Annotated in this window: 28 protein-coding genes; 19 read left to right on the top strand and 9 right to left on the bottom strand. The window is 43.0% G+C overall.

The features are described 5' to 3' along the window. Window positions 1-101: 101 nt before the first annotated feature. From leuA to BWD47_RS16225, 5 genes are all read left to right on the top strand, one after another. A complete protein-coding gene (gene leuA, locus BWD47_RS16245) occupies window positions 102-1,649 on the top strand; it encodes a 2-isopropylmalate synthase (RefSeq protein WP_036973462.1) in 1,548 nt (515 codons plus the stop codon). Further along, entirely contained in the window at window positions 1,646-2,722 is a 1,077-nt protein-coding gene (gene leuB / locus BWD47_RS16240) for a 3-isopropylmalate dehydrogenase (protein WP_036973461.1), read from the top strand. Before leuA ends, leuB begins: the two co-directional genes overlap by 4 nt. Window positions 2,723-2,779: 57 nt before the next feature. Next, window positions 2,780-4,180 (top strand): 3-isopropylmalate dehydratase large subunit, encoded by a 1,401-nt coding sequence (gene leuC / locus BWD47_RS16235; RefSeq protein ID WP_036973457.1) that lies wholly within the window; start codon window positions 2,780-2,782, stop codon window positions 4,178-4,180. After that, a complete protein-coding gene (gene leuD / locus BWD47_RS16230) occupies window positions 4,180-4,779 on the top strand; it encodes a 3-isopropylmalate dehydratase small subunit (protein WP_065979429.1) in 600 nt (199 codons plus the stop codon). Before leuC ends, leuD begins: the two co-directional genes overlap by 1 nt. Window positions 4,780-4,908: 129 nt before the next feature. Then, on the top strand, window positions 4,909-5,502 hold the full coding sequence (locus tag BWD47_RS16225) for a hypothetical protein (protein WP_075594308.1): 594 nt from the start codon (window positions 4,909-4,911) through the stop codon (window positions 5,500-5,502). A gap of 74 nt (window positions 5,503-5,576) precedes the next feature. On the opposite strand, the gene BWD47_RS16220 is transcribed toward BWD47_RS16225, so the two are convergent. Beyond that, window positions 5,577-5,900 carry a hypothetical protein gene (locus tag BWD47_RS16220; RefSeq protein ID WP_371915646.1) on the bottom strand — a complete coding sequence of 108 codons (324 nt, stop codon included), beginning with the start codon at window positions 5,898-5,900 and terminating at the stop codon, window positions 5,577-5,579. A gap of 168 nt (window positions 5,901-6,068) precedes the next feature. Between BWD47_RS16220 and BWD47_RS16215 the strand changes: the two genes are divergently transcribed. Further along, the gene (locus tag BWD47_RS16215; protein ID WP_036973451.1) at window positions 6,069-6,515 is read left to right on the top strand and encodes a TerB family tellurite resistance protein; all 447 of its coding nucleotides are present in this window, start codon (window positions 6,069-6,071) and stop codon (window positions 6,513-6,515) included. 4 nt (window positions 6,516-6,519) lie between these two features. Here the strand turns inward: BWD47_RS16215 and BWD47_RS16210 are convergent, their stop codons facing one another. Next, window positions 6,520-7,089: an NADPH-dependent FMN reductase gene (locus BWD47_RS16210; protein ID WP_036973450.1), complete on the bottom strand. Its 570-nt coding sequence runs from the start codon at window positions 7,087-7,089 to the stop codon at window positions 6,520-6,522. Between the two features lie 113 nt (window positions 7,090-7,202). On the opposite strand from BWD47_RS16210, the gene BWD47_RS16205 reads away from it, so the two are divergent. Then, window positions 7,203-8,096 carry a LysR family transcriptional regulator gene (locus BWD47_RS16205; protein WP_036973449.1) on the top strand — a complete coding sequence of 298 codons (894 nt, stop codon included), beginning with the start codon at window positions 7,203-7,205 and terminating at the stop codon, window positions 8,094-8,096. Here the strand turns inward: BWD47_RS16205 and norR are convergent. Next, window positions 8,093-9,655 carry a nitric oxide reductase transcriptional regulator NorR gene (gene norR / locus BWD47_RS16200; RefSeq protein ID WP_036973447.1) on the bottom strand — a complete coding sequence of 521 codons (1,563 nt, stop codon included), beginning with the start codon at window positions 9,653-9,655 and terminating at the stop codon, window positions 8,093-8,095. The genes BWD47_RS16205 and norR overlap by 4 nt on opposite strands. Window positions 9,656-9,813: 158 nt before the next feature. Between norR and BWD47_RS16195 the strand changes: the two genes are divergently transcribed. Both BWD47_RS16195 and hmpA read left to right on the top strand, forming a co-directional pair. Beyond that, complete coding sequence (locus tag BWD47_RS16195) at window positions 9,814-11,046, top strand: NnrS family protein (protein WP_074989185.1); 1,233 nt, start codon at window positions 9,814-9,816, stop codon at window positions 11,044-11,046. A 22-nt stretch (window positions 11,047-11,068) separates the two neighbouring features. Beyond that, window positions 11,069-12,232 (top strand): NO-inducible flavohemoprotein, encoded by a 1,164-nt coding sequence (hmpA, locus tag BWD47_RS16190; RefSeq protein WP_074989186.1) that lies wholly within the window; start codon window positions 11,069-11,071, stop codon window positions 12,230-12,232. Between the two features lie 107 nt (window positions 12,233-12,339). Here hmpA and BWD47_RS16185 read toward each other — a convergent pair whose 3' ends face one another. The 3 genes from BWD47_RS16185 to BWD47_RS16175 form a co-directional block, all read right to left on the bottom strand. Beyond that, a complete protein-coding gene (locus tag BWD47_RS16185) occupies window positions 12,340-12,714 on the bottom strand; it encodes a hypothetical protein (RefSeq protein WP_074989187.1) in 375 nt (124 codons plus the stop codon). Continuing rightward, window positions 12,707-14,341 (bottom strand): S41 family peptidase, encoded by a 1,635-nt coding sequence (locus BWD47_RS16180; RefSeq protein WP_074989188.1) that lies wholly within the window; start codon window positions 14,339-14,341, stop codon window positions 12,707-12,709. The genes BWD47_RS16185 and BWD47_RS16180 overlap by 8 nt, the downstream gene beginning before the upstream one ends. Window positions 14,342-14,439: 98 nt before the next feature. Continuing rightward, complete coding sequence (locus tag BWD47_RS16175; RefSeq protein WP_074989189.1) at window positions 14,440-15,099, bottom strand: endonuclease; 660 nt, start codon at window positions 15,097-15,099, stop codon at window positions 14,440-14,442. Between the two features lie 114 nt (window positions 15,100-15,213). Between BWD47_RS16175 and BWD47_RS16170 the strand changes: the two genes are divergently transcribed. Then, window positions 15,214-15,567 carry a VOC family protein gene (locus tag BWD47_RS16170; protein ID WP_036973434.1) on the top strand — a complete coding sequence of 118 codons (354 nt, stop codon included), beginning with the start codon at window positions 15,214-15,216 and terminating at the stop codon, window positions 15,565-15,567. Here BWD47_RS16170 and BWD47_RS16165 read toward each other — a convergent pair. After that, entirely contained in the window at window positions 15,542-16,267 is a 726-nt protein-coding gene (locus tag BWD47_RS16165) for a hypothetical protein (RefSeq protein ID WP_065979421.1), read from the bottom strand. The genes BWD47_RS16170 and BWD47_RS16165 overlap by 26 nt on opposite strands. 147 nt (window positions 16,268-16,414) lie before the next feature. Between BWD47_RS16165 and BWD47_RS16160 the strand changes: the two genes are divergently transcribed. Next, the gene (locus BWD47_RS16160) at window positions 16,415-16,795 is read left to right on the top strand and encodes a hypothetical protein (RefSeq protein WP_065979420.1); all 381 of its coding nucleotides are present in this window, start codon (window positions 16,415-16,417) and stop codon (window positions 16,793-16,795) included. Between the two features lie 3 nt (window positions 16,796-16,798). Here the strand turns inward: BWD47_RS16160 and BWD47_RS16155 are convergent, their stop codons facing one another. Further along, window positions 16,799-17,236: a PaaI family thioesterase gene (locus BWD47_RS16155; protein ID WP_036973431.1), complete on the bottom strand. Its 438-nt coding sequence runs from the start codon at window positions 17,234-17,236 to the stop codon at window positions 16,799-16,801. 173 nt (window positions 17,237-17,409) lie between these two features. Here BWD47_RS16155 and lexA point away from each other — a divergent pair, with 173 nt between their 5' ends. The 5 genes from lexA (at window position 17,410) to BWD47_RS16130 (ending at window position 22,749) form a co-directional block, all read left to right on the top strand. Beyond that, entirely contained in the window at window positions 17,410-18,027 is a 618-nt protein-coding gene (gene lexA / locus BWD47_RS16150) for a transcriptional repressor LexA (RefSeq protein WP_036973430.1), read from the top strand. Window positions 18,028-18,570: 543 nt separating this feature from the next. Beyond that, entirely contained in the window at window positions 18,571-19,713 is a 1,143-nt protein-coding gene (gene coxB / locus BWD47_RS16145; RefSeq protein WP_036973429.1) for a cytochrome c oxidase subunit II, read from the top strand. Then, window positions 19,713-21,308, top strand: coding sequence for a cytochrome c oxidase subunit I (gene ctaD, locus BWD47_RS16140; protein WP_036973428.1), 1,596 nt, complete (start codon window positions 19,713-19,715; stop codon window positions 21,306-21,308). Before coxB ends, ctaD begins: the two co-directional genes overlap by 1 nt. Further along, window positions 21,308-21,838: a cytochrome c oxidase assembly protein gene (locus BWD47_RS16135; RefSeq protein ID WP_036973427.1), complete on the top strand. Its 531-nt coding sequence runs from the start codon at window positions 21,308-21,310 to the stop codon at window positions 21,836-21,838. The genes ctaD and BWD47_RS16135 overlap by 1 nt, the downstream gene beginning before the upstream one ends. A gap of 35 nt (window positions 21,839-21,873) precedes the next feature. Beyond that, window positions 21,874-22,749, top strand: a complete 876-nt coding sequence (locus tag BWD47_RS16130) for a cytochrome c oxidase subunit 3 (protein WP_036973425.1) — start codon at window positions 21,874-21,876, stop codon at window positions 22,747-22,749. Here the strand turns inward: BWD47_RS16130 and BWD47_RS16125 are convergent. Next, window positions 22,649-22,960 (bottom strand): DUF2909 domain-containing protein, encoded by a 312-nt coding sequence (locus BWD47_RS16125; RefSeq protein WP_075594307.1) that lies wholly within the window; start codon window positions 22,958-22,960, stop codon window positions 22,649-22,651. The genes BWD47_RS16130 and BWD47_RS16125 overlap by 101 nt on opposite strands. Window positions 22,961-22,974: 14 nt before the next feature. Between BWD47_RS16125 and BWD47_RS16120 the strand changes: the two genes are divergently transcribed. From BWD47_RS16120 to BWD47_RS16110, 3 genes are read left to right on the top strand one after another with little or no spacing between them, the layout of a single operon-like run. Next, window positions 22,975-23,715: an SURF1 family protein gene (locus BWD47_RS16120; RefSeq protein WP_036973424.1), complete on the top strand. Its 741-nt coding sequence runs from the start codon at window positions 22,975-22,977 to the stop codon at window positions 23,713-23,715. Next, window positions 23,705-24,199 (top strand): hypothetical protein, encoded by a 495-nt coding sequence (locus BWD47_RS16115; RefSeq protein ID WP_036973422.1) that lies wholly within the window; start codon window positions 23,705-23,707, stop codon window positions 24,197-24,199. Before BWD47_RS16120 ends, BWD47_RS16115 begins: the two co-directional genes overlap by 11 nt. 21 nt (window positions 24,200-24,220) lie before the next feature. Then, a complete protein-coding gene (locus BWD47_RS16110; protein ID WP_036973421.1) occupies window positions 24,221-25,210 on the top strand; it encodes a heme A synthase in 990 nt (329 codons plus the stop codon). Window position 25,211 lies beyond the last annotated feature (1 nt).

Below are 25,211 nucleotides of genomic sequence, written 5' to 3'. Positions count from 1 at the left end.
GGCGGGGCTTAGTGTATTTGCATTTGTAAAACATTATAAAACCCCGCAAGCGCGGGGTTTTTTTTATCTCGCTAATGGGTCATTGGGAACGAGGACAGTTTATGAAAGATAAGGTTTGGATTTTTGACACAACGTTACGTGATGGTGAGCAAGCGCTTAAAGCGAGCCTAACAGAAGACGATAAAATTCAACTTGCGCATACCATTAGCCGCTTAAACGTGGATGTAATGGAAGTGGGTTTTCCGGTATCAAGCCCGGCAGATTTTCGCTCAGTACAGCGTATTGCGACCGAAGTAAAAGGACCAATTATTTGTGGTTTAGCGCGTGCGGTTGCAAAAGACATTGAAGCCTGTGGTGAAGCGCTACGCCCAGCAGAGCAAGGGCGTATTCATACCTTTATTGCAACCAGTCCATTACACCTTGAACATAAACTACGAATGAGCTTAGACGACGCCACCGCCATGGCTGTAAAGTCGATTAAGCTTGCTCGTCACTATACTGATGACGTGGAATTTTCGTGTGAAGATGCTGGCCGTACACCACATTGGGATTTATGCCGTATCGTTGAAAAGGCCATTGATGCAGGTGCATCGACCATCAACTTACCTGATACCGTGGGCTATGTAACGCCAGACGAGTATGCGGCGATGATCCATCACTTAATGAATAATGTGCCCAACATCGATAAGGCGCGCTTAAGTGTGCATTGTCATAACGATTTAGGTTTAGCAGTGGCGAATTCAATTGCTGCGGTGCAGGCGGGCGCTCGCCAAATTGAGTGTACGATTAACGGCATAGGTGAGCGTGCAGGTAACTGCTCGCTTGAAGAAGTGGCGATGATCATGAAAATGCGTGAAGACCACTTAAAAGTGCATACCGATATTCACAGTGAAGAAATTTACCGCGCTTCTCGTCAAGTGGCGAAGATATGTAATATGCCGGTCCAGCCAAACAAAGCCATTGTTGGTGAGAATGCGTTTGCGCACAGCTCGGGTATTCACCAAGACGGCGTTTTAAAAGCGCAGAATACTTACGAGATCATGTCGCCAGAAAGTGTGGGTGTGCCCAGTAATCAATTAAACATGACATCGCGTTCAGGGCGTCATGTTATTGAGCACCGTTTAGAAGAGTTAGGTTATCAAAAGTCTGACTACGACATGGATAGCTTATACGAGAGCTTTTTAGCATTAGCAGACCAAAAAGGCACGGTGTATGACTATGACTTAGAAGCGATGATTTACTTCAATCAAATCAGAGATAAAGACGAGAAGTATCAACTTGAGTTTGTTAACTCAACGTCTAATTCGCAATCGGTTGCCAGTTCTACGATTGGCATGACCATTGACGGTGTATCTAAGCAAGAAGCTGCAACGGGCAATGGCCCGGTAGAAGCCTCGTTTTTGGCAATTGAGCGTTTAACGGGTATGTCGGTTGAGATGATTGAATACAACCTTGAAGCCACAGGGCAAGGCGCAAGTTCATTAGGCCAAGTAAATATTATTGCTAAATACGATGGTCGCCCTTATCACGGTGCGGGCATTGCGGCAGATGTCGTTGAAGCCTCAGTGCGTGCCATGATCCGTGTGTATAACTTAATTTATCGTGCACAAAAAGTGTCTGATTTAAAACAACAAAGGAAAGCAGGATGAGTCAATCTAATTACAGCATCGCCGTATTAGCAGGCGATGGCATTGGTCCAGAAGTAATGGCTGCAGCAGAAACCGTATTGGATGCTGTAAGTGAAAAGTTTGGTTTTACATTGACTCGTCATCACCATGCGATAGGTGGCGCTGCGATTGATGAATTTGGTCAAGCATTGCCGCAAAGTACACTTACTGCGTGTGAAAATGCTGATGCTATTTTATTTGGCTCTGTAGGCGGCCCAAAATGGGAGAACTTACCACCGAATGAGCAACCTGAGCGTGCTTCGTTGTTGCCACTGCGTAAGCATTTTGGTTTGTTTTGTAATTTACGCCCCGCACAGTTGCTACCAGCCTTAAGTGCAGCTTCACCACTTCGTGCAGATATTAGCGCACAAGGCTTTGATATTTTATGTGTACGTGAGTTAACGGGCGGTATTTATTTTGGTGAAAAAGGGCGCAGCGGTGAAGGCGAACAAGAGACCGCATTCGACACGCAAACCTATTCGCGTAAAGAAATTGAACGCATTGCTCGCTTTGCGTTTGAAGCGGCAAAACTACGTAGTAACCATGTTACATCGGTTGATAAAGCCAACGTGTTAGCGTCAAGTGTACTGTGGCGAGAAGTGGTCACCGAAGTCAGCAAAGACTACCCAGAAGTAAGCCTCGATTACATTTATGTTGATAATGCGGCGATGCAATTAGTGAAGCAACCAAGCCAATTTGATGTACTACTTTGCGATAACCTATTTGGCGATATTTTGTCGGATGAATGCGCGATGATCACAGGCTCTATGGGCTTATTACCATCGGCGAGTTTGAACCAGTCTGGCTTTGGTTTGTATGAACCTGCGGGTGGCTCTGCCCCCGATATTGCAGGAAAAGGGGTGGCAAACCCGATTGCGCAAATTTTAAGTGCTGCACTTATGTTGCGTTACTCGCTTGGACAAGATGAAGCGGCACGGACTATCGAAAAAGCGGTGGCAGAGGCGGTTGAAGCCGGTGTGGGTACGCCTGATATCTATCCAAATGCAGGGTATACCACCAGTGATGTTGCTGCAGCAATTGTTGCACGTATTTAATTAAAATTGATTGCGCTGAACTCGTCATTCAGTGCAGCTAAAACGAGGGAATAGCAAGTGGCCCAAACCTTATATGATAAAATTTGGCAAGCCCATGTGGTCGCCAGTATTAATGATCAAACCGATTTACTGTATATCGACCGTCATTTAGTTCACGAAGTAACATCACCACAAGCGTTTGCAGGTCTGCGTGAGAAAAACCGCAAAGTGCGTTGCCCAGAAAAAACCTTTGCAACCATGGATCATAACGTTTCAACAAAAAGCCGTTCGTTAGATGCTGCAAGCGAAGTGTCTAAAAACCAGTTAATGGCACTGGATGCAAACTGTAAAGAGTTTGGTATTCAACTTTATGATTTAAATTCGATTAATCAAGGTATTGTGCATGTAATGGGGCCTGAGCAGGGCATTACCTTACCGGGTACGACCATTGTTTGTGGTGACAGTCATACTTCAACCCATGGTGCGTTTGGTGCACTTGCGCACGGTATTGGTACCTCCGAGGTCGAGCACGTATTAGCAACCCAAACCTTACAGCAGAAAAAAGCCAAGTCGTTAAAAATTCAAATTAATGGTCGTTTACGCCCAACAGTCACAGCGAAAGACCTAATTATGGCGGTCATTGGTAAGCTAGGGACCGCGGGTGGCACTGGCTATGTAGCTGAATTTTGTGGTGAAGGCATTGAAGCACTGTCAATGGAAGCACGCATGACGCTGTGTAACATGAGCATTGAAATGGGCGCAAAAGCCGGTTTAATTGCACCTGATCAAACTACCTATGATTACTTAAAAGGTCGCCCATTTGCACCAAAAGGCGATGACTTTGACGCAGCAGTTGCCTATTGGCAAACACTAAAAACGGACGAAGGCGCGCAGTTTGACCATGTTGTTGAATTACAAGCAGCCGACATTCAACCGCAAATTACTTGGGGCACCAGCCCTGAACAAGTTATTGGCGTAGATGAGTGTATTCCAGACCCAGACCAAGAGCCTGATTTAATTAAAGCCGATGCGATTCGCAGTGCGCTTAAATACATGGGTTTAAAAGCGGGTGACAAGCTGTCTTCAGCAACGGTTGATACGGTATTTATTGGTTCATGTACTAATAGTCGTATTGAAGACTTACGTGCCGCTGCACAGATTGTTGAAGGTAAGCAAGTTGCAGCCGGTGTAGAGGCATTGATTGTTCCAGGCTCTGGCCTTGTTAAAAAGCAAGCAGAAGACGAAGGACTTGCTGATATCTTTAAGGCAGCAGGGTTTGAATGGCGTGAGCCGGGGTGTTCAATGTGTTTAGCAATGAATGACGACCGATTAGAAGCAGGTAAACGCTGTGCATCGACCTCAAATCGTAACTTTGAAGGACGCCAAGGTCGCGGTGGGCGCACTCACTTAGTTAGCCCAGCAATGGCTGCGGCAGCTGCAATTCATGGTCGTTTTGTTGATATCAGAGGAGAAGCCTAATGAGCGTATTTTTTAGTGGCTTAATGGCCCCGTTAGATAAAAACAATGTAGATACTGACCAAATTATTCCAAAGCAGTTTTTAACTTCGACAAGTCGTGATGGCTTTGATGCGGCGCTTTTTTATGATTGGCGTTACTTAGATAATGGCGAGCCAAACCCTGAGTTTATTTTGAATCGCCCTTGTTACCAAGGTGCGCAAATTCTTTTAACTCGCGATAATTTTGGTTGTGGTTCATCGCGTGAGCATGCGCCATGGGCATTAAAGCAATATGGTTTTGAAGTCATTTTAGCGGAAAGCTTTGCAGATATTTTCTTTAATAACTGCGGCAATAACCAAATGCTTGCTATCGCATTACCGGCAGAAACACTTGAGCGATTATTTGTACTGAGTGAACAGCATGATGATATTCATATCGAAGTAGATTTAGAAAATCAGCAACTTCGTAGCGATAAATTTGAGACCATTCATTTTGATATTCGTCATGACATTAAAGAGCGTTTATTAAGTGGCCTAGATTTTATCGGAGTAACCGAGACTCTTAACGGCCAAATAGATGCTTTTGAAAAGCAACTTGCAGCCACGAGACCTTGGCAATAAACGTGTATTACATGTGGAACCTAAACGCGGCGTAAGCCGCGTTTTTATTTATTACTTATCGTGATTGCTTTCTTTGTCATGTATAAATCGCTAATCTAAAACACGTATTTTTTATTTAAGGAACACACCATGAAATATTTAGTGGCTTCAATGCTAGTGACAGCATCAACCGCTGCATTAGCTCGCCCAGCGCCGTTAGTATCTATTCCAAGTCATGATGGCTTTTTTAATAATATTGCAGCGCATTGTGGCAAAGCGTATGAGGGAAAAGTTACGGTTGATAATGCCACTGGGCCAAGCTCGTTTGCAGGTAAAAAGCTTATTATGCATGTGCGCCACTGTAACGAGCGTGAGTTGCAAGTACCATTTCATGTTGGAGATGATGCGTCGCGTACATGGATCATAACTAAAACAGGCAGTGGTTTGAGTTTAAAGCACGACCATCGCCATAAAGATGGCAGCGATGATGCGTCTACAATGTATGGCGGTCATACTGTTGATGCTGGCTTTGTGAATGCTCAGTCATTTCCTGCAGATCAATATTCAAAAGAGTTGTTTGCAAGCCAAGGTATTCCGCAGTCGATGGGTAATACGTGGCAAATGTATATTTACCCAAAACAATTCACCTACCGTTTAGTGCGTGAGGGTCGTGAGTTTCGTGTTGACTTTGACTTAACAAAACCGATTACACCTCCAAACGCTCCGTGGGGCTACACTGATTAACTAGCTTCAAGTAAACTCAAGAAGTTGGCGTTAATAGTAGCCGCTGGATACCGATTTATTATCCAGCCTTTTGGTTAATTAGCGTCGTCTTCACATTGCAATACTACGGTTAAAGGTGGCTGGTAGGCACGTGGTTTCGTAGGAAAGCGCTCGTACTCTTGTACGCCATCAGTCACTCTTAACATAAAAGGTTTGTCCTTACATAACCGGCTAGCATGACGCAGTAAAAAGACGCTTTGATTTTTGAAATGTGGGTAATCATCAGATTGAATTTCAAGATGATAACGACCATCTGCCAATTTGGTTTGATAGTAATGGACTTTCTCATCAAAGTCGTAGAGTTTCTCGGTTTCGCCTTTTGCGGCCTGGGCAGCACTGCACCCCGCAATCAATATCATCGCGCTGAACAGTAGTGCTTGTGTACTTCTAACTCCACTCATAAACACTTAACTCCATGTGATTAATGCGTTAATTCATCGCATCGTTGAACCATGAATTAGCATCCATAGTCAAACTAAGGTAACGTTACATCTATACGTAGTTTAACACCCAAAAGGGACAATGTGATGCTCAGTAAAATAAAACAGCTCTTTTCAGCAATGGACAACAGCCAATCTAACATTAGCGAACATGACCTCAAAACGGCTGTTGCTGCACTATTAATTGAGGTGATGCGCGCTGACAATGAGTTACAAGATGATGAGCAACAGGCACTGAACAACACCTTAAAAAAATACTTTTCTTTATCAGACGAAGAAGTGCTGGAGCTTGTAGAAGGTGCATCGAAAAACTTAGATGAAGCGATTGATTACTTCCAATTTTCCAAGCAAATTAACGCTCAGTGCAGTGCCGAGCAGCGCATCGATATCATCGAGCTGTTATGGCGTTTAGCGTACGCTGATGGCGAACTTGATAAACATGAAGAATTAGTTATTCGCCGTGTCGCGAGTCTTCTGTATGTGACTCATGAAGACTTCATCGCTGCAAAATTAGCAGCGACAAAGTTGAGTTAAACGCTTACTTATTTAATTTACTGGCGACACTGACAAGCTGCTGTGCAAGGCTGGCAACTTGTTCGGCAGTATCGGCATCGTTAATGCGGCCTTGTTCATCTAATTTCGTGTGGATAGCGGGCACTGCAAGTTGGTCAGCTAATACTAGGCTACCGATGCCGGATAAAATATCGCGTACATGATTTAAACCACGTAGGCCGCCTAAACCACCAGGTGATGACGCAAACAGTGCCGTTACTTTGTTACGAAATGCAGGCACTGCACCTTGCTCAGTTCGCGAAGCCCAGTCGATGGCATTCTTTAAAGGTGCTGTAATAGAGCCATTATATTCTGGGCTTGCTAATAAAATACCGTCGGCAGCACGTAGTTTATCTTTTAAACGTTGTGCACCTGCAGGTGTACCTTGTGCTTCTATATCTTCATCGAATAGTGGTAAGTCTAAATCGCTTAGTTTAAGCACTTCTACTTCAGCACCGCTTTCAAGGGCGAAGCGTGCTGCTTCATTAATTAGTTTTTGATTAAAGCTGTCTTTACGTAAGCTGCCTGCGAGGGCAATGATTTTTGGTGCTGTCATGATGGCTTCCTTTTAAGCTTCACGGTTGATATCTTAACTTTAGCAAAAAACAGCTTGCAGAAAAGCCAAATAAACGCAAAACTTATGTGCATATACGCACATAAGAGGGCGCTATGGCAATTCAATTTGATGATTGGCAAGATGTAAAAGTTGCTTATGAAGTCGCACGACTAGGCACATTAACTGCCGCGGCAGAATCTTTGGGTGTTCATCACAGCACGGTACTCAGAAGGGTTAATAACTTAGAAGAGAATCTTGATGCACGCTTATTTCATCGCCATGCGCGTGGTTACACCGTGACAGAAATAGGTGCAAAGCTCTTTGCGACAGCGAAAGCGATTAATGCAGAGCTCGAAAAGCTACACAACGATATTATTGCTGCCGACAGTCAACTGCGTGGCAGTTTATTACTGACAACGGTCAGTGGTTTCATTGATGTATTAAGTGAAGTATGCGAACAGTTTCAGAGCCTACACCCGCAAGTACGGCTTGAAGTGATCCTTGACCAAAACCGATTACGTCTTGACCATGGTCAAGCTCATATTGCTGTACGTGCAGGCCCTCGCCCTGATGAAGGAGATTATATTGCTCAGCATTTGGCTGAGTTATCGTCCGGGTTTTATGCGTCAAAAAGCTACATTGAAAAATATGGTTTGCCGAAAACCTTACAGCAGTTAGAGCAGCATAGTTTTGTGTCGGGTGTAGCTGGTTACAACGCTAAAGTGCCTTATTTTGCTTGGGTTGATGAGCACATAGCACCCGCACAAATCAAGCTTAGAGTATCAGAAACATCAGAAGCAACGCGTGCTATTGTTAGGGGGCTGGGCATTGGTGGTTTACAGCATGAGGTCGCAGATCAATACCCAGATTTAGTGCCTGTGCTTGCAAAAGAACTCGTTTGGCCGACCGACCTCTGGTTGGTAACACATCACTTGGTGCACCGCACCGCGAAAGTACAGGCGTTTAGCCAGCTACTAAAAGCCTATTTTAAAAAATTAAAAAACTAGAGCGACTTTTTTACGTTAATACCCAAGCGTTTGGCCAGCCTCACAAGGTTGGCCCTGTCGACTTTAAGCGTGCGGGCAGTGGCTGCCCAGTTTAAGTTGTGCTGTTCTAGTTGCTGCATAATCATCTGATAACTAAACGCATCGGTAGCTTCTTTTAATGACAGCGAGGATGTATTGGTATTGATAAGCTGAGTCGTTGTGTGCGTGTTTGTAGCACGTTTTTCTATATCACAGTGCTGTGGTTCAATGGTGATGATTTTCTGTTGCCATTGTTGTTGTTTGGCTTTCAAAGCAGCTCTACTTATCACGTGTTCAAGCTCTCTCACATTACCAGGCCAATCATATTGGCGTAGCAATATTTGCGTGTCGATACCCAGTTTTAGCTGTTTTATAGCAAGTTTGCGCGCAGTTTGCTCAACAAAAAAGCCAGCCAAAAGAATCACATCATTTTCGCGCTCTTTTAGTGCGGGTACGTTAAGTGGGTAAACGCGCAGCCTATGATAAAGATCTGCGCGAAAACGTCCTTCAGCAACTTCTTGTTTTAAATCGCGATTTGTTGCTGCAATAACGCGTACATCAACGTAACGACTTTGATCTTCACCCACGGTTTGCACTTCGCCACTTTGCAGTACGCGCAACAACTTACTTTGCATTGCTAAGGGTAATTCACCAATTTCATCAAGAAAAAGTGTTCCGCCATCAGCGAGTTGAAATTTACCTTGGCGAGTTGAATGGGCGCCAGTAAATGCGCCTTTGCTGTGCCCAAAAAATTCACTTTCTGCCAGATTCTCAGGTAACGAAGCACAATTAAGGTGGATTAAGGGTTGTTCTCGTCGCTTCGAATTGAGATGAATATTACGTGCAACAAGCTCTTTCCCGACTCCAGTATCGCCTTGTATCAGTACGCTAAACTCCGATGCAGCCACTAATTGAATATCATTTTTTAGTATTTGCATACAGTGGCTATTACCAATTATTTCAACACCTTCTCGGGTTAAAGCCTCAAGATTAAGTTGCTGAGCTAGTTGGTGATTGTGCTGTGCATGTTGCTGGTAATGCTGCACTGTAAGGAGGGTTTCAACATGTGCTGCGACTAATTGCATAAGCTGTGTGAGCTGAGTATGGGGGACATCATCAAAAGCATATTCGTTGAGGCTATCAAAGGTTAAAACAGCCAGTAATTGTGAATCTTGCTGTTGACTGTAAAGGGGCAGCCCCATGCATGCATGTACAGGAAAATCCCCCTCACGACTTTGTAATAAACCATCATAAGGGTCAGGAAGCTCACACTCTTTAGCAAACTTGAGCGGTTGGGTGCTTCTGCAAATTTCAAATAAACGAGGGTGCTCGTTTATCTCAAAGCGTCTGCCAAGAGTGTCTTGAGACAAGCCGCGCTGGGCGACGGGTTTTAACGTTTCGCCCTGCTTAATAAGTAGGGCAACGGCATCACAGTGTATCCATTCACTTATACAGCTTAGTAGATCGCTGAAGTCGTTTTTGTTTGGATTTACGTGGGCAAGTGCCAATGCAATATCGAGGATGCTTTTTTGGCTTGTCATGTCAAATTGACCTAAATGTGTTCTTTTGTCTTTTATAATGGTGAGTCATTATGACACATAAGGCAATGATTTGTTTTTAATTTATTGAAAATAAATGGTTTTTATTTTTGGCGTGAACTGTGCAATAGGCTGACTAATTCGGGCAAATAAGGGTTGCAATGAAAGTCATTAATTTAACAGAGCCAATGCCAAAAAAAATCCATGTTTATCAGCTAAGTAAATGGCCAGTATGGGGATTAGCATTTAGACCTTTCTTTTTAGGGGCTGGTATTTTGGCTGTTTTATCTATGAGCTACTGGCTGCTAATTCTGAGTGGCTATGCAAGTTGGCAGTTAACAATGCCTGCTACGCTGTGGCATGCCCATGAAATGCTATTTGGGTTTGCAGGGGTCGTTGCTATGGGATTCTTACTGACCGCAGCGCAAACGTGGACAGGTGTGCCAAGTGTTAGCGGTATTAAATTGTGTTTACTTAGTGTGACTTGGGTTATCGCACGCGGCAGTTTCTTTGTTGACGTAAATGGTATTAGTCAACTTAACCTTTACTTGGTAGGGGGATTTCAGCTTGTGTGGTGGTTGGCTGGTATTGCTATTTTGACTGATATGCTCTTACAGGCTAAAAGCCGTCATAATTATTTGTTCATTTTTATTACCGCCATGCTATGCGCGTGCAATATGATTTTCCTCAGTTTGGTCGTTTTGCAAAAGTTTTCCTTTGCGCTAAGTATTGTTGATACCGCCGTTTTACTCATGGTGTTATTGGTGGGGGTTGTTGCGGGGCGTGTTGTGCCTTTTTTTACCGCACGCGGTCTTAATATTACTGAACAAGTGCGCAGCCCTAAGCTTGATAAGCTACTGCTATTCAGTTCGTTATTTGCCATTGCTTGGTATTTCTTAAGCCAGTTATTTTTTAACACATTGAGTGTTGGCTGGGTATTCGCATGGCTAGCTACCTTGCATTTTTATCGCAGTATTTTGTGGTGGCATGCAGGTGTATTAAAAGTGCCTTTATTGTGGTCTCTGCATTTTGCTTATTGGGCACTGGCAATAGGTTTAGCGTTAATCGCTGTTAGCTTTTACAGCCCACTCATACTCTTTAAAGATGCGTTGCATCTTGTCACTGTTGGCACGATTGGCTTAATGATTCTTGCCATGATGGTGCGTGTATCGCATGGCCATACAAGTCGTCCTTTACAGGTGCCTGTACTCGTGAATGTCGCCTTTATGCTTATTGCAGGAGCTGCCATTGTCCGTGCTCTGCTCCCCGCTATTTTAAACCATCACCTTGCGTGGCAATTAAGTGCATTGCTATGGGTGCTGGGTTTTATTTTATTTTTATTTCATTGTGCGCCCATTTTACTTAAACGTCGTGTTGATGGCCGTCCAGGTTAACTACTCTTGAATAGGAAAAAATATGTTATCTGAAAAAACGATCCAGGTTGTAAAAAGTACACTGCCTTTGCTTGCAGAAGCAGGTCCGCAAGTTACTGAGTACTTTTATGATCGTATGTTTAGTTATAATCCTGAGCTAAAAAATATTTTTAATATGACCCATCAAAAATCAGGGCATCAGCAATTTGCATTATTCAATGCGTTAGCTGCTTATGCTGCAAATATTGATAATCTTGAGGTCTTAAAAAGTGCGTTAGCGCGTATTAACCATAAACACACGAGTTACCATATTTTGCCAGAACACTACTCGATTGTTGGTGGGCATTTAATTGCGACCTTAAAAGAGTTATTGCCAGAGCAATTTACCCCTGAGGTTGAATATGCGTGGCGTGAAGCATATGCATTGCTTGCCGATGTATGCATTACAGAAGAAATGGCGCTATATCAAAAAACTAAACAAGCTAAAGGGGGCTGGTTTGGTACTCGTTTGTTTACGATCACTAAAAAACACGTTGAGTCAGATTCTATTACCAGCTTTACCCTCACTCCTTGTGATGGAAAGCCCGTTGTGTCGCACTTACCTGGTCAATACTTAGGTATAAAAGTCCACTCTAAAAAGACTGAGAATACTCAAATTCGCCAGTACTCTATCTCACAAAAAAGTAACGGTGAAAACTATCGGATCAGTGTGAAGCGAGAAGGACTGGTTTCTAATTATTTACATAGTTTAGATGAGGGCGAGCACATAGAGGTCTACCCACCCGCGGGTGATTTTGTTTTACGTGAAAGTAACTGCCCTGTGGTATTCATTTCTGCAGGGGTTGGTCAAACACCCTTGTTGGCCATGCTGCAAAGCTTACTTGACAAGCAACCTAGCCAGCCTATTCATTATTTACATGCCTGTGATAACGCTGCGCAATATGCATTTAAAGATTATTTGCTGTCAGAAGTTAATACACACCAAGGGCTGAGTTGTTTTACATGGTTTAAAGAAGGAGCCGGAGCCGATTTTACTGGTTTGATGGATGTTGCTTTACTGACTGAAAAGTTACCGCTTAGCGATGGCGCGTTTTATATCTGTGGACCCATTGCTTTTATGGCTTTGATTAAACAGCAACTTGTTAATTTAGGTGTGGCAGCCGAGCGTATTCATTACGAAGTGTTTGGTCCTCATCAAAGCCTATAATAGCGATATCTGACAAGGGTTAATTATTGACAATTGCATGGATAGCAACGCTATTCATCAGAAGCACTAGAAAATGAAAGGCGCAGTAACATACTGCGCCTTTTTTGCTATTTGACTTCGCATTCCACATTGGGCAGTGGAATACGCAACTCTTTTTTAGGGTAGTAAAGTACGCATTGATCAGCGGCTTTTTGCAATATGAACTTTTCAGATGGAATGCTATGTGCCCCCATAATTGGCATTCCATCTGGACCTTTACTGGTGCCGTGATCAATCAATAGTTCTGCGCTTTTTGTAAACACATCATCAGCGAGCGTTACTAAGCTCCCACCTTTGGCTGACTGAATCGCTTGTTGCAACTGAGTGATGACACCTGGGTTGACTCGCGTTAGTGTGGCATTTTGTGGTTGTTCGGCTTGGGTACTTTTACACGCCACTAAGCTTGTTAACATAGCGACAGTCAGCACATGTTTTTTACTCATTGCTCTTTCCTTTCGCTGAAACTGGACGAGTTAAATCCATGTTTTCTCTGTAAATAGGACGATTTGGTGAAAGCGATAACCCAGTCTCTTGTTCTGCTTGTGATGCAAAGTTTAGCTGTTTAGTTGCTGATGCTTGTGCCACAACAGGACAGCTATCATTTTCAATATGATAAAGAGCGGCCGCGAGGAGTCCTTCTTGTTGGTCGCCTAAAGAGTGATCAAAGTCATCAGCAACGACACATCCTTTCACATCAGCTGCAAATTGTGGTGTTGGTGTTGGGTTTAAGCCATCGGCGTATTCACCAAAACCTTTAAAGTTGGCACCGGTAAACTGAATTGTGTAATACGTCGTGGCGCAGTTATGCGTTGGGGTAAAGCCATAGGGTTTACCACAGGTTTTACCACCAATTAAAATAACTTCAGCATCAATGCCTTTTAAGCCATTTATAAAAGCTTCTGAGGCAGAACAAGTGCTTTCAGTGCTCAGTACATAGACTTTTGCTAAGTTAAGATCTGGCAGGGTATTATTAGTTACCTCAAAAGTTGAGTAGTCCACTTCAATATCAACGAACGGAAATGGGCTTTCGACAGGTTGTTTGTCGTTTTTAATGGTTTGATAGTAATAGAAACCTTGAGTATTAGCAGGGCCTGCGACCATATAAGCAAGCTGCGATGACAGCGCTAACAAGCCGCCACGGTTATATCTAAAGTCGATTACGAGTTCATCAATATTGTCGGCTTTAAACTGATTGACCGCATCAATAAGTCCTTGCTGAGCAATACTAATATGGCTATTAAATTGCATGTAGCCAACTTTGAAACCGTTTTCGGTAGTGATGGTGCCAACGTTTTGCACCGGCGTTTGGGTGATATTTCCGGCGACGATATTAATCGACTTTTCAGTGCCATCATTGCTGCGCAACTTAAAGTTGTGAGACTCGCCAGCTGTTGGACTAAAAAGTACTTCGTTTAATGTATCGACGCCTGCTGCGGTATTGCTATCAATGCTTACATTGTCAACCGATAGAATAGTATCGCCGCGCTGTAAACCTGCTTTAGCGGCTGGCGAATCATCTTCTAGATAAGCAACGCGCAACTCACGCGGAGGAGTATTCTTAATAAATGCCCAGTTAATTCCGTAGCCAGATACGACACCTGATTGCGCTTCTTTAAAGTAATCTTCGGTCGGTTCGCTAAAGTGGAAGTTATCTTTGTTAGCACCTGAGTCTGTTTTTTGGAACGTTTTTAACTGTGCAAAATAAGCGGCCACTGAATTAAAGTTATCTGGGTTATTATCTTCAATTTCATCGTACCAAAGGTAAGTTTCATTGCTCCAAGAGCGTAACCACATTTTCTCTGTAAATTCAGAGCCTGCTTTATCTGGGTATGGTTGGTTATTGTTGTAAGGATCATTGCCCGTGCGTGGTATTGCACATTGGTCTTTAAATTCACTCGATGAGGCAAAAGTACCCGCAGTCCATGTTGGTCCAGAATTTGTTGGGGGTGGTGTAGGCGTGCTTGTATTTGGGTTGGTTGGCGTTGATGAACCTCCGCCACCACAGCCAGATAAAGAGAGGCCTGACACCGCAAAAAAGATTGCTACTGCGAGTTTGTTATTTTTAAACATTTGTTTACTTTCCTGTAAATGATTGTTTAAAAAATATCAACAAGAAAGAGGTAAGGCAATAGAGTACGGTTGTAGTTTTGTAAACAGGTGTACAAATTTTACAGTGCTTTTCTATTGCTTATTTCGGCTATCTCGAGTTTTTGCCATGACTCAAACAAGGTGCGTTGCTTATCTGATATTTTTAAGTCATAGGTTTTTTGCATATAAAAATAGGTGTCTGCTATACGTTTTCTTGCATAAAGTGGTGGTTCGAATACGCGCTGTTTAAAATCTATTTTCACAGGGCATGCGCCGTAGTTGGCGCTGCTGGTTGTAACCATTCCATAGCGGAAATTTGAGCGGTCGGCATTTATTTCACCAATTGCAGGGGCTAGATTATGGATGTCAGCCTCCATTTTACGAAACTTTTCACTGACTTTTCGGCAGTTTTTACGCCCGCCATTTTGCCAACATTGTAATTGGTGCCCAAACTCCCACGCAGGGACTATATGTTCCCATTCAATTCGTTTCGCGCGTGCATTTTCTTTACCAGAGCGAGTGATTTCGTTACGTGGTATGTACCCGCAGACGCTCGGGTCGGGCACCAGTTTTTTTCCTTGGCGTTTAATATCACACCCGCAATATAAGCTTTTAGCATTTTCGGGTAAGGTTTTAATAAGGTATTTTTTGGCGCTAGAAAAGTTTGAAAATTGTTCTGCAGACGCCGTAAAGCATAACAACAGGCATAAAGTTGCTGATAAAAGTAAACGCATATCCATCACATAAGTGAACTACTGGAAACACTATTGTAAAACGCAGAGCTGAAAAGAAAAAGAGCACGCGCCAAAAGTAAACTATAGTCATTAATAAATACAGTCTATGGGAGTTGAACAATGCGGTTGGGTGCGTTTTCTGTGAGTTTAAATGTACAAGATATCCATGCTTCAAAGCTATTTTACGAGAAGTTGGGGTTTACTCAGTTTGCGGGTGAGATAGAGCATAATTGGTTGATTATGAAAAACGGTGAACATTTAATTGGTTTGTTTCAGGGGATGTTTGATAAAACCATGCTGACTTTTAACCCCGGCTGGGACCAAAGTGCGAGACCTTTAAGTGAGTTTAGTGCTTATGATGAACTAGAGGCGCACTTTAAACAACAGGGGCTGGCGGTACAAAAGGTCGGTGATGCCAGTTTTATTGTCACCGACCCTGATGGTAACCCTATTTTGATTGATCAGCACGTGTAATCGGTTTACGGCGTCTGATACGGACATTTTGTAGTAATAAAATAATGCCCGTAATACAAAATAATACGCTACTTGCGGCAAAGCTAATTAGTAATGGGTTGTTGAAATTTTCTCGTTCATCATAATCCATGATATGCAGCATCCAGAAAAAGTCAAAAATGCGCCACAAAGTGCTACGAACAGTAATGACTTTACCGGAGTCGCCTTCTAAATAAACGGTTGTATTTAACCAATCGTTATAGCTCACTTGCCACACATTGGAGCGGTGACCGACTTCTCTCGCTCCTTTTTCTAGTAACTGCGCACCCGCGACATCCGCCTTGATGAGTAAGTGTGCATTGGCATTGGCAATAATTTCAGTTTTAGTTGGTGTGCTCATAGCACGACCTGATTGACCGTCAAAGTTAAACACGCCTTTATTAGTCGTCACTTCGATGATGGGAGTGGTTAAAAAATGACGGTATTGAATGCTATCAATTTGCTGAAATTGTTTGGTTATTTGGTCAAGAGAAGCGGGGTAATCATGCAAGGTAAATGGATTATCTAAGCTACGATTGGCTAAATGTTTACCATGTACTTTTTGAAGGGGTATTGAGCTCATTACTAAGCCCCCTAATAACCAAAAAAAGAGTTGTATGGCGAGTAAGTAACCCAGCCACTTATGCCCTTTACGGGCATATTTAAATACGCGCTTATTCATTGATTACCTCTTATTATTTTTTTATTGGGCAGCGGTATAGACAGAGCGACTCAACGCTCTTGCAGCATTTACTGTATTCTAAATTTGGTTTATGTACAAAACTGAGTTAAAGTTTCAGAGATATCAATAGAGGGTAAAAACGAGAGTATGTCGGAAATTCAATTTTTAAATGTAGATCTGGAACTTGAATCAAAACACGATATGAGTGCGCTGGTAGCTGATTTAAAGAAAAACGCCATGGTTTTACATTACGACCAAGATGAATACCGTCAATTAGCACGTATTGAAGCCGCGGCTGATATCGGCACACCAGATAAAGCTATCAACCAATTATGTGAACTTATAGAGTCGTGCTCACGCAATGCATTAAAGCAATGGTTGTCTTGCTCAAAGCGTACTTTCGATATTGGGTTTGAGTCGGGTGACTCACCTAAATGTTTTAATCAAGCCCTGCACGCAGACACCTTATTACGTATTTCAGCGATTGGCGCAGGGCTCGAAATTACTATTTATCCTGTTGAGCGTTAATCACTAACGCTTGACTACCGCTGCGGTCATTCGTGATACGCAGCATAGTTCACCTGCCGCATTCGTTATTTTAATTTCCCATACAGATGTTCGCTTACCTAAGTGCAGTGGCTTTGCCGTGGCTGTTAAGAGGCCTTTTCGAGAGGCTTTAATGTGATTGGCATTTATTTCTTGGCCAACAGCATAATATGCGGTGAAGTCGACCACAAAATTGGCTGCATAACTTGCTACAGTCTCTGCTAAAACAACATTAGCACCACCATGGACCATCCCCATAGGGTTATGATGCTCTGGAATAGCGGGCATAGTGGCCACTAAATAATCGTCGCCGATTTCGGTTATTTCAATGCCCATTGTTTTCATTAATGTGCCTTGCCCAGTAATACCCTGTTCGAGTTCTTTACATAATTCGAGGGTGAATGGTTGATACCAAATGCTCATTGTGTTTCCTTCGCAAACTAACTTCTTAAGTGAAATATCGGTATACAATATGGTATCTATCCCCACCGTTCAATGCTTGTTTTTTATCATGAGAGGAAGGGGAATTTAAATTTGCGATTTTCAGATAACTGTATATACTCACAGTTAAATGTACTGTATGGAAAACCAGTTGTATGCGCCCATTAACAAAACGCCAATCGCAAATTTTAGAACTTATTAAAGTATTTATTAAAGACACTGGTATGCCACCTACGCGTGCTGAAATAGCGCAAACATTGGGATTTAAAAGTGCCAATGCCGCTGAAGAGCATCTAAAAGCACTGGCAAAAAAAGGCATGATTAAAATGAAGCCTGGAGCAAGCCGAGGCATTCAATTAGTCGAAGAAGACGAGCCAGAACAGCTTGGCTTACCACTGATTGGGCGTGTTGCCGCGGGTGAACCTATTTTGGCGCAAGAGCATGTAGAAAGCCATTGTCAGGTTGACCCTGCATTGTTTAAACCCGCTGCAGACTTCTTATTGCGAGTTAACGGCATGAGTATGAAAGACATTGGCATCATGGATGGTGACTTACTGGCAGTACACAAAACGCAAGTTGCAGAAAATGGCCAAGTTGTTGTGGCACGTGTCGATGACGATGTGACTGTAAAGCGCTTAGAAAAAGCAGGACGTAAAGTATTTTTGCATGCTGAAAATGAAGAATTTGCCCCGATTGAAGTGGACTTAGAGCATGAGTCATTTAATATTGAAGGCTTAGCGGTTGGGGTTATTCGCAACGCTGATTGGATGTAGCTTTTTATATTACGCGTTAATCGTTACAAGCAGAGTAATTACTTTATCTGCTTTGCTAAACTTTTTTGAAACAACGCACCAAATTGATTCAATTTGGTGCGTTGTTTGTTTTTGACCGTTTACCTAAGATTTGTTCACCCTTACTTTCTACATAAAGCCTTATACGGCGCAGTTTTCCTTTCTTTTTAAGTTTTTATACTTGCCTTAAGTATTAATTAACGCGCTGATTATAGTTGTTATTTTTGCACCAAAATAAACATTTATTACCACAAAAACTTGCTTATTGCTCATTTTTTAACTAATTGGTTAAGTACATTGTATTAACACCTATTTACGAAAAAGACACACAACAAATGTGTAAGGGGGTTAAACAATGAGTGTGTCGTTCACTGCGTCGTGATGATACACAGACCCAAGCTGTTTGCAGATGACACATCAACCATCGATTGGTTTGGGTATTTAAACAATAAAAAAAACGAATGGGCACCAGCTGTAACGCCTTTTCGCTTTGCGTCTTGCAATAGCATTAAAAGGAGCTGTCACATGGGTAAACTGCGTTACACCTTGTGGCTTATATTGGTAGCACTTCCGCAACTTGCTTTGGCAAATAGCCAATTCAATATGCGTAAAGGTGTCACTGATATAAGTAATAATGTTTATGAATTACATATGACGATATTTATTATCTGTTGTGTGATTGGCATCATCGTATTTGCGGTGATGTTTTGGGCTTTGATACATCATCGTAAGTCTAAAGGGGCAAAGCCTGCCCAATTCCATGAAAGCACGAAGGTCGAGATACTTTGGACTGCAATTCCATTTGTGATCTTAATCGCTATGGCGATCCCTGCCACCAAAACGCTTATTGCCATGGAAGATGCTTCAAAAGCAGATATTACAATCAAAGTAACAGGGTCGCAGTGGAAGTGGCACTATGAATACATGGGAGAAGATATTGCTTTCTATTCGATTTTAGCGACACCGAAAGATCAAATAGATAATCAAGCCGAAAAAACAGAGCACTACCTACTCGAAGTCGACAAACCTCTGGTGTTACCAATCAACAAAAAAGTACGTTTTTTAATGACCTCTGATGATGTAATACATTCTTGGTGGGTTCCTGATTTTGCCGTGAAAAAAGATGCCAATCCCGGCTTTATTAATGAAGCATGGACACGCATTAACGAGCCCGGTATGTACCGAGGTCAATGCGCAGAGTTATGTGGTAAAGACCATGGTTTTATGCCGGTGGTTGTTGAGGCATTGCCAGAAGATGAGTTTGCGACTTGGCTTGCAGACGCAAAACAAGCGAAAGAACAAGCCGCTGCTGCAGATGCCGCATTACTTGATCAAACTCTTTCGAAAGATGAATTAGTTGTTTTAGGCGAGCAAGTCTATATGGCCAGCTGCGCAGCCTGCCATCAGCCCACTGGCATGGGATTGCCGGGTGTATTTCCAGCCTTAAAAGGCAGCCCAATCGTGTTGGGCGATGTGAACGATCATATTGATATTGTTTTACATGGTAAGCCTGGTACAGCGATGCAAGCGTTTGATAAACAGCTTTCAATAAAACAACTTGCAGCAGTCATCACTTATAAACGCAATGCGTGGGGTAACAATACCGGTGATGTCATTCAACCGAGTCAGATTCAAGCAGCAATTGATGCAGCAGCGGAGGCGAACTAATGAGTAACGTTATTAATGAGCAAGCCACTGAGCATGCGCATCACGACCACCATCATCCAGCGAAAGGTTTCAAGCGTTGGTTATATACAACCAACCATAAAGACATCGGTAGTTTGTACCTGATCTTCTCATTGACGATGTTTTTAATTGGCGGCGCCATGGCTATGGTGATCCGTGCTGAATTATTCCAACCAGGTTTACAATTGGTTGATCCTCACTTTTTTAACCAAATGACCACAGTACATGGGTTGATCATGGTATTTGGGGCTGTGATGCCCGCCTTTACAGGGCTTGCAAACTGGATGGTACCTATGATGATAGGTGCGCCAGATATGGCCTTACCACGAATGAACAACTGGAGCTTTTGGATTTTACCTTTTGCCTTCCTTATTTTATTGGCATCGCTGCTTATGCCCGGTGGTGGTCCCGCTTTTGGTTGGACGTTCTATGCACCGCTTTCAACGACTTACAGTAACGATAATACCGCGCTGTTTGTGTTTGCAGTGCATATTATGGGTATTAGCTCAATTATGGGCGCTATCAATGTCATTGTGACAATTGTAAACCTTAGAGCGCCGGGTATGACATGGATGAAACTGCCTCTATTTGTATGGACGTGGCTGATCACGGCTTTCTTACTGATTGCTGTTATGCCCGTGCTGGCAGGTGCCGTGACAATGGTATTGACCGATAAGTACTTTGCGACCAGTTTTTTTGATGCTGCTGGTGGCGGAGATCCGGTGATGTTCCAGCATATTTTCTGGTTCTTTGGTCACCCTGAAGTCTACATTATGATCTTACCGGCGTTCGGTATTATCTCAACGATTGTGCCGACCTTTTCGCGCAAAAAATTATTCGGCTATGCGTCCATGGTGTATGCAACCTCATCAATAGCACTCTTAAGCTTTATTGTTTGGGCACACCACATGTTTACGACAGGTATGCCGGTTGCTGGCGAATTGTTCTTTATGTACGCGACGATGCTGATTTCGGTGCCAACTGGGGTAAAAGTGTTTAACTGGGTGGCAACAATGTGGCGAGGCTCTATTAGCTTTGAAATACCCATGATGTTTGCAATCGCCTTTATTGTGTTATTTACGTTGGGTGGTTTTTCGGGGCTTATGCTTGCTATTACACCGGCCGATTTTCAGTATCATGACACCTACTTTGTGGTTGCCCACTTCCATTATGTATTAGTTACAGGTGCTGTGTTCTCCATTATGGCTGGGGCCTATTATTGGCTGCCGAAGTGGACGGGCAATATGTATAACGAGACCTTGGCTAAATGGCACTTTTGGTTATCGCTTGTTAGCGTTAACGTGCTGTTTTTCCCAATGCACTTTGTGGGGCTTGCAGGTATGCCCCGCCGTATTCCAGATTACGCACTTCAATTTGCTGATTTCAATGCCATCATCAGTATCGGTGGGTTTGCGTTTGGTTTATCGCAACTGCTGTTTGTTTTAGTGGTCTTTAAGTGTGCCAGAGGCGGCGAAAAAGCCCCCGCTAAAGTATGGGATGGCGCTGAAGGATTGGAGTGGGAAGTTGACTCACCAGCACCGTATCACACCTTTGAGACGCCACCGGAGATTAAGTAATGAATCACGCACCTTTGCTTAAAAAGCTGTTGTTAGCATGTTTAGCTATGTTTGCATTTGCCTTCGCATTGGTGCCACTTTATGACGTGTTTTGTGATGTTACGGGCCTCAATGGTAAACCCTCACTTGAACAAGCCAAAGTCAGTGAGCATGTAAATACTGAACGTCAGGTTGATGTGAGTTTTACAACTCATGCGCAAAGTGGCGCCCCATTCAAAGTGGAGTCTGAGCAGTACAGCGTCGCTGTGCAGCCAGGCGCCATGCGAGAAGTTAAGTTTAGTGCTAAAAATACCAGTAATACTGACAAGGTAATGCAAGCTATCCCAAGTGTTTCACCCGGTAAAGCAGCAAAATATCTACATAAAATTGCTTGTTTTTGTTTTGATCAACAGCCGTTAAAAGCAGGAGAAGAAGTGGAATTCACTTTACTGTTTTATGTTGATACTGAACTACCCGATGACGTGGAAGAGCTAACATTGTCGTACACCGTGTTTGATATTAGCGGGCAAGTTGTGGCCAAGAACGATTAAGCCGCCAAGCTAATTGCTAATTAGGAGCAAACAAAATGAATCAAAATTACGAAAAATATTATGTGCCAGCCGAGAGTCCTTGGCCAATTGTTGGGGCTGTCGCAATGTTTTTAATTGCAGTAGGCGCAGGCCTCACTGTAATGCAAGTAAACGGCGAAGGAAACAGTGGTCAGTTCGTCTTATATCTTGGTATTGCGATCCTCATATATATGGTTTTTAGTTGGTTTAAAAACGTGATTGAAGAGTCGCACAAAGGGTTATATTCAGCACAAATGGATCGCTCATTCAGACAAGGTATGAGTTGGTTTATTTTTTCTGAAGTGATGTTTTTTATGGCGTTCTTTGGGGCATTATTTTACGCCCGCATGATCTCGGTACCTTGGTTAGGTGGTGCGGGGAATAATGCCATGACCAACGAGGTACTTTGGCCTTCATTTGAGGCCGTATGGCCATTGTTGACAACCCCTGCGGGAGAGACAACACAAGCAATGGGTTGGCAAGGCTTACCGCTGATTAATACCCTTATTCTATTAACTTCATCGGTCACTATCCACTTTGCGCATGTTGCCATAGAAAACAATAAGCGGGGGGCACTCAAAACGTTCTTATCACTCACTGTGTTGCTTGGTGTGGTGTTTTTGGCTCTGCAAGTTTATGAGTATATGCATGCATACCAAGACTTGGGTCTAACCCTTGATGCGGGAGTGTATGGCAATACCTTCTTTTTGCTGACCGGCTTTCACGGCATGCATGTGACCTTAGGGACAATTATTTTATTTGTGGTACTGCTGCGAATTTTTAAAGGTCACTTTACCAGTGAAAAGCATTTTGCCTTTCAAGCTGCGGCTTGGTACTGGCACTTTGTTGACGTGGTGTGGTTGTGTTTATTTGTATTTGTGTACGTGCTGTAGCGTTATGAATTGGCGATGGGTTAGTGTGAATAAAGCCCAGTTTTAATGCTGCAATAATGATGATCAGTACCATGGCAGAGAAAAACACTCGTCGACCTAAATAGTGAGACATCGGTCGCGAGTGTTGCTTAGTAGACATCATCACAAATAGTGCCCGAAACAGATTAAACACGATATATAACAATAACAGTGTAATGATGATTTTTATCATTTTAGGTTTCCTAGATGCAGTTGATTTTAAGGCGTAAACAAAAGCTTAGCTCAATTATTGCAATTTGCGTTGTGTCACTTGCTGTGCTGGTGTGTTTACGGCTGAGTGTATGGCAGTATCAACGTGGTGAGCAAAAACAACAGCAATTAAGCCAGCTTGAGCAGTCAGAACAGCAAGGTGTAATGGACTGGCAGGCATTTCAATTATTACCTAATCAGGTTGATAAAACAGGTTTAAAGCTGACTTTGAATGGGCTCATCAATACGCAGCGTTATTGGCTGTTAGATAATCAGATTTACCAAGGACAAGTAGGATACGACCTACTTGCTGCTGTAAAAATTAATGATGATATAGCGCCTGTCATTGTTAATTTCGGCTGGTTGAAGGCACCGGTTGATCGTAGTCAACTCCCCACCGTAAATTGGCCTCAACCTTCACACATATCTACCACAGTGCAACTCAAACAAGGTCAGCTGCAAGGCTTTACGCTAGCAGATGAAATTGGCGCTGAAGCTGGCTGGCCTAAGCGTATTCAAGCAATTGATTTAGACATTTTTAGTCGTCAACTAGCGCAACCTCTGCAACCGTTTTTAGCCTACCGCCTTGCAGCTGATGACATAGCGACTCCTCATTACGAAAGTGTAGTGATGGGGCCAGATAAGCATTATGCCTACGCTGTGCAGTGGCTGCTCATTGGTGCGGCCTGTGTTGTTATAGCTTATTTTGCGATGAGAAGGAGACGTAATGAAAGTTAATCCACTTAGTTTATTTGCTCTATGTTGCTTTGTGCCACTGGCGTTAGCGTATACAGCATTGAAACTTGATTGGCTGCCCAGCGGTTCAAGTAATTACGGGGAGCTGTTAGAAACAGAAGTAAAGCTTGCAAATTGGCAGCAGGGCGATCCGAAACCATGGACGATTGCGCTTAACTACCCAAAAAGCTGTCACTCGGTTTGTGAAGCCCAGTTAGCCAGCTTAGACAACCTTCATATTGCCTTGGGTAAGAATCAGCAAAAGGTTGATGTTGCCGTTCTTACAAATCAGCAAGATATAGCCACTAGTTGGCGACAATTAGATGAAAACTCCGCGCTTAAAGCGGGAGATTTATATTTGGTCGATCATATGGGCTTGGTGGTACTGCACTATCCTTACACTGATGAGCCAGAACAAAACAGATTAATTCAAAAAGGGTTACTGAAAGATCTAAAAAAACTACTTAATTATGCGCGTTCAAGTTAAAGCTCAGTAAGGATGCAAAAGATGTATAAAAATTATAAATATTTAGTCTTAATTACGTGTTTTATGTCGGTGTTAGTCGTTGGACTGGGGGCTTATACACGGCTCAGTGATGCAGGTTTAGGCTGCCCGGACTGGCCCGGTTGCTATGGGTTTTTAACAGTGCCAAAGCACGAAACAGCATTACTACATGTTGAACAAAACTACCCAGATATGATGTTTGAAGCGGCAAAAGCGTGGAAAGAAATGATCCATCGTTATTTTGCCGGTGCGCTTGGGTTATTTATTTTGGCTTTGTTTGTTTTGGCTTGGTTAAAACGTCAATACCCAACTACCCCAGTTAAGTTAACGTTACTGCTCCTTTTGTTAGTGGTATTTCAAGCCGCGCTAGGTATGTGGACCGTTACCATGAACTTACAACCATTAGTGGTGATGGGGCATTTGCTTGGGGGATTCAGTATTTTGTCTTTAGTGTTCTTGTTGTACTTGAGGCTAACCACAAAACCCATTGTGGGTGGGGATGCGGGAGCTCGGCCATATTACCGATTAGCCTTGATTGGCTTAGTCGTCCTGATACTTCAGATTGCCTTAGGAGGGTGGCTTGCGGCTAATTATGCGGCACCGCACTGCAATGGGTTGCCATTGTGCAGTTATGCTCAACCTTTCTCGTTAAAGAGCGTTTTTCAACTGCCACTTGAACACAGTACTTATGAGTATGGTGTTTTATCGCAGCAGGCACGTATGTCTATTCACTTATTACACCGTATTTGGGCCCTTGTTACCTGTGTTGTATTGGCACTCATTATGTGGCGTATCTATTCGCACTCTTATTCTCGAAAAATAAAGCATTGCACGGTCACCGTGTTAATAGCCTTACTGTGTCAAATCTGTTTAGGCCTTGCGGTTGTTCATTGGCATTTCCCTTTAAGCGTAGCGCTTGCTCATAACTTAATGGCAGCCATGTTGTTATTAACAATGGTTAGACTATGTTTCCACTTAAAAGCAAGAACTTAGG

Source organism: Pseudoalteromonas sp. PAB 2.2, assembly GCF_001938575.1.
Classification (GTDB): Bacteria; Pseudomonadota; Gammaproteobacteria; order Enterobacterales; family Alteromonadaceae; genus Pseudoalteromonas; species Pseudoalteromonas lipolytica.
Note: the sequence above shows the minus strand (reverse complement) of the source record. Positions and strands in the feature narration are given on the sequence as shown.

What these genes read in the sequence shown, in the direction of transcription:
- leuB (WP_036973461.1), top strand. Translation starts at nt 1,646, where the DNA reads ATGAGTCAATCTAATTACAGCATCGCCGTATTAGCAGGCGATGGCATT.
- BWD47_RS16205 (WP_036973449.1), top strand. Translation starts at nt 7,203, where the DNA reads ATGGCAATTCAATTTGATGATTGGCAAGATGTAAAAGTTGCTTATGAA.
- BWD47_RS16215 (WP_036973451.1), top strand. Translation starts at nt 6,069, where the DNA reads ATGCTCAGTAAAATAAAACAGCTCTTTTCAGCAATGGACAACAGCCAA.
- BWD47_RS16175 (WP_074989189.1), bottom strand. Translation starts at nt 15,099, where the DNA reads ATGGATATGCGTTTACTTTTATCAGCAACTTTATGCCTGTTGTTATGC.
- coxB (WP_036973429.1), top strand. Translation starts at nt 18,571, where the DNA reads ATGGGTAAACTGCGTTACACCTTGTGGCTTATATTGGTAGCACTTCCG.
- norR (WP_036973447.1), bottom strand. Translation starts at nt 9,655, where the DNA reads ATGACAAGCCAAAAAAGCATCCTCGATATTGCATTGGCACTTGCCCAC.
- BWD47_RS16125 (WP_075594307.1), bottom strand. Translation starts at nt 22,960, where the DNA reads ATGATAAAAATCATCATTACACTGTTATTGTTATATATCGTGTTTAAT.
- BWD47_RS16220 (WP_371915646.1), bottom strand. Translation starts at nt 5,900, where the DNA reads ATGATATTGATTGCGGGGTGCAGTGCTGCCCAGGCCGCAAAAGGCGAA.
- BWD47_RS16225 (WP_075594308.1), top strand. Translation starts at nt 4,909, where the DNA reads ATGAAATATTTAGTGGCTTCAATGCTAGTGACAGCATCAACCGCTGCA.
- hmpA (WP_074989186.1), top strand. Translation starts at nt 11,069, where the DNA reads ATGTTATCTGAAAAAACGATCCAGGTTGTAAAAAGTACACTGCCTTTG.
- BWD47_RS16170 (WP_036973434.1), top strand. Translation starts at nt 15,214, where the DNA reads ATGCGGTTGGGTGCGTTTTCTGTGAGTTTAAATGTACAAGATATCCAT.
- BWD47_RS16130 (WP_036973425.1), top strand. Translation starts at nt 21,874, where the DNA reads ATGAATCAAAATTACGAAAAATATTATGTGCCAGCCGAGAGTCCTTGG.
- BWD47_RS16210 (WP_036973450.1), bottom strand. Translation starts at nt 7,089, where the DNA reads ATGACAGCACCAAAAATCATTGCCCTCGCAGGCAGCTTACGTAAAGAC.
- leuD (WP_065979429.1), top strand. Translation starts at nt 4,180, where the DNA reads ATGAGCGTATTTTTTAGTGGCTTAATGGCCCCGTTAGATAAAAACAAT.
- BWD47_RS16160 (WP_065979420.1), top strand. Translation starts at nt 16,415, where the DNA reads ATGTCGGAAATTCAATTTTTAAATGTAGATCTGGAACTTGAATCAAAA.
- BWD47_RS16165 (WP_065979421.1), bottom strand. Translation starts at nt 16,267, where the DNA reads ATGAATAAGCGCGTATTTAAATATGCCCGTAAAGGGCATAAGTGGCTG.
- BWD47_RS16115 (WP_036973422.1), top strand. Translation starts at nt 23,705, where the DNA reads ATGAAAGTTAATCCACTTAGTTTATTTGCTCTATGTTGCTTTGTGCCA.
- BWD47_RS16180 (WP_074989188.1), bottom strand. Translation starts at nt 14,341, where the DNA reads ATGTTTAAAAATAACAAACTCGCAGTAGCAATCTTTTTTGCGGTGTCA.
- lexA (WP_036973430.1), top strand. Translation starts at nt 17,410, where the DNA reads ATGCGCCCATTAACAAAACGCCAATCGCAAATTTTAGAACTTATTAAA.
- ctaD (WP_036973428.1), top strand. Translation starts at nt 19,713, where the DNA reads ATGAGTAACGTTATTAATGAGCAAGCCACTGAGCATGCGCATCACGAC.
- BWD47_RS16195 (WP_074989185.1), top strand. Translation starts at nt 9,814, where the DNA reads ATGAAAGTCATTAATTTAACAGAGCCAATGCCAAAAAAAATCCATGTT.
- BWD47_RS16120 (WP_036973424.1), top strand. Translation starts at nt 22,975, where the DNA reads ATGCAGTTGATTTTAAGGCGTAAACAAAAGCTTAGCTCAATTATTGCA.
- leuA (WP_036973462.1), top strand. Translation starts at nt 102, where the DNA reads ATGAAAGATAAGGTTTGGATTTTTGACACAACGTTACGTGATGGTGAG.
- BWD47_RS16135 (WP_036973427.1), top strand. Translation starts at nt 21,308, where the DNA reads ATGAATCACGCACCTTTGCTTAAAAAGCTGTTGTTAGCATGTTTAGCT.
- BWD47_RS16155 (WP_036973431.1), bottom strand. Translation starts at nt 17,236, where the DNA reads ATGAGCATTTGGTATCAACCATTCACCCTCGAATTATGTAAAGAACTC.
- BWD47_RS16185 (WP_074989187.1), bottom strand. Translation starts at nt 12,714, where the DNA reads ATGAGTAAAAAACATGTGCTGACTGTCGCTATGTTAACAAGCTTAGTG.
- BWD47_RS16110 (WP_036973421.1), top strand. Translation starts at nt 24,221, where the DNA reads ATGTATAAAAATTATAAATATTTAGTCTTAATTACGTGTTTTATGTCG.